This window comes from Streptomyces sp. MnatMP-M17 (assembly GCF_900091995.1).
GTDB lineage: Bacteria > Actinomycetota > Actinomycetes > Streptomycetales > Streptomycetaceae > Streptomyces.
The window spans coordinates 1-2201 of sequence record NZ_FMDK01001132.1 but is presented as its reverse complement, the minus strand read 5'-3'; the positions used below and the strand labels follow the sequence as shown (position 1 = coordinate 2201).

General features: G+C 71.8%; 2 protein-coding genes and 1 pseudogene. 2 read left to right on the top strand and 1 reads right to left on the bottom strand.

The annotated features are described in order from the left end of the window. Positions 1-547: pseudogene (locus GA0115259_RS36895) on the bottom strand (transferase); the annotation flags it as partial. Positions 548-988: 441 nt separating this feature from the next. On the opposite strand from GA0115259_RS36895, the gene GA0115259_RS36890 reads away from it, so the two are divergent. Then, complete coding sequence (locus GA0115259_RS36890; RefSeq protein ID WP_066955394.1) at positions 989-1780, top strand: hypothetical protein; 792 nt, start codon at positions 989-991, stop codon at positions 1778-1780. Beyond that, positions 1777-2201: hypothetical protein (locus GA0115259_RS36885; protein ID WP_345941095.1), on the top strand; the 425-nt coding region annotated here is incomplete at its 3' end. The genes GA0115259_RS36890 and GA0115259_RS36885, both read left to right, overlap by 4 nt.

The window sequence follows — 2201 nt, the reverse complement described above, 5'->3', positions numbered from 1 at the left end:
GGCCGCCGCGGCCGGTCACGGCGACCCGGTGGCTGCGGTCGGTGCCGCGCAGCCGCGCCTCGGCCTCGGCGCCCTCGCCCAGCTCGGCGCCGTACAGCGTGCCCTCGACGGTCGTCGCGCCCGGTTCGCAGCGGACCGTACCGGCCTCGGCGTGCGGAGCGCGGACCCAGGAGCGTACGGCGAGCCGGCCGTCCGCGGTGGCGTACGGAATCCGGGCGGCGACGCGGCCCGCTCCCGGGATCCGGTCGACAAGGGCGCGTACCTCGCGGACTCCGGGCCGTACGGGCTGCTCGCCGGGAGCGCCCGTGAAGACGTCCCAGTGGCCCTCGGCCAGCTCGACCGTGCTGGGCAGCACGGCGCGCAGCCGGGACTCCCCCGCCCAGGTCAACGGCAGCCGCACCGAAGCGGCACCGTCCCGCAGGCGCAGTACCAGCACCGCGTCGGGACGGGCGGCACCCGTGATGTCAAAGGTGATACCGCCCGCGGAGTCCGCGATGCAGTCGGCCGTACATCCGGCGGGTGACGCCCGCCGTCCGTTGGCTCTCATCCGGTCCTGCCCTTTCTGATCGCATACGGCTTCTGATCGCATACGGCGGCCCATGGTGAACGGACCGACCGGTTAGACGCGGAAATGCCCCGGATGGTGCCGACTTCGAGGAGATCCGCACGCTCACCCGCCCAGGCCGCACCTCCGGTGAGCCCGATCCACCGAAAGCAGCAATGAGTTTCAGCCACCCCATTGGTTCACTGATTTCCCGATTTGTCGACCTGTACATGTACTGACCTGCGGTTCCGCGGATCGGGCCAACTTCCGTCCGCCCGGAGCGTGTTGACACGGAATGACTCGTTCCTGACGGCGGCCCGCCCTTTGCGCCGGATGGTTCGATTCCATGCGTGTCCGCGCGTGACCCGGGCCACGGCTCGCCCGTTGTCTTCTTTACGAGCCGGGAACAGCCCGGCCCCACGCACCGAGTTCGAGGAGCCACCCGTGCCGCGCATGCTCGACGTCAGCGAGGACGTACGCGCCGAGATCGGCGACGAAGAAGCCGACCGGCTGCTCGCCGGCGAGAACTCCCCGGGAAGCTACGACTGCACCTCCTGCCGGACACCCGGCGACTCCGAGCAGGAGCGGACCAGCACCGTGCTGTTCGTCGGCGAGGAGACCGCCGTTCTCGCCTTCGCCCACGCCACCTGCATCCCTTCCCAGGTCGTCCAGGTCGCCGAGGAGCAGCTCCAGGGCGCGGTCCGCTCCATCACCGGCGGCGAGCAGCCGGAGACCTCCCGGCCCGACCCGGGCGCCGGCGGCGGCCAGGCCGTCCTCGGCGTCACCAGCGGACTGGTGCTGATCGAGGGCGATCTGCATCCCGCCCTGGTCGTCGAGCCGACCGCGCCGATCGCCCGTCCCGGCTCGCGCGGCACCACCGACGAGTTCCTCACGCTCCTGATCGAGCAGGGCTTCCGGCCGGTCTCCGATCTGAACACGCTGCCCGGCGCGCTGCCCGGCTGGTCGGTGCTGCTCGCCATGGGCCAGCTCCACGCCGTGCTCCAGCCGGGCACCGGCGGCGGCAGCCCGGTCGCCTGGTGGCAGGCCCATCAGCCGCTCCAGGTCACCGAGGGCTGGCGTGCGGCGGCCAACAAGTCGCACACCGTGCTGGTCTTCGCCGCACCGGTCGGCTCCATCGGCCAGCAGCCCCGGGAGGATCTGCTGCGTGACGCCCTGGAGAAGGCCGCGGCCAATGGACGGCTCGTCGCCGCGGCGATGCCGCTGGCCGGCACATGAGCGAGGCGTCGAGCACCACACTCCGGCTGCTGCTGCGCCGGCCGACGGCCGATTCCCAGGACGGCAGCCCGCATCCGACGGATGAAAGGGTCGTTGGCTCCTATGTGCACTCATACGACTCCTCCCGCCAGCAGTACCAGAGCCAGATCCCTTCCATGCGCCCCGCGCAGGACGTAGCGGACGGATACTCCACTACGCCGATCTACGACGCGCTGTACTCGGAGTTCCGCCGGTCCTTCCGGGCGCTGCCCGGCGATCGGAGCAATGAGGAGAATCTCGGCTTCACGGCCTTCGGCACCGGGCTGCACGCCGCTCACGGGGGATACGGGCACACGCCCTACTCGGGCTCCTGGCAGCGCGACCCCCGGCAGCCCGCAGGACGCCACACACCGGCGGCCCTCCCCCCGGGGCCCCGCCGAGG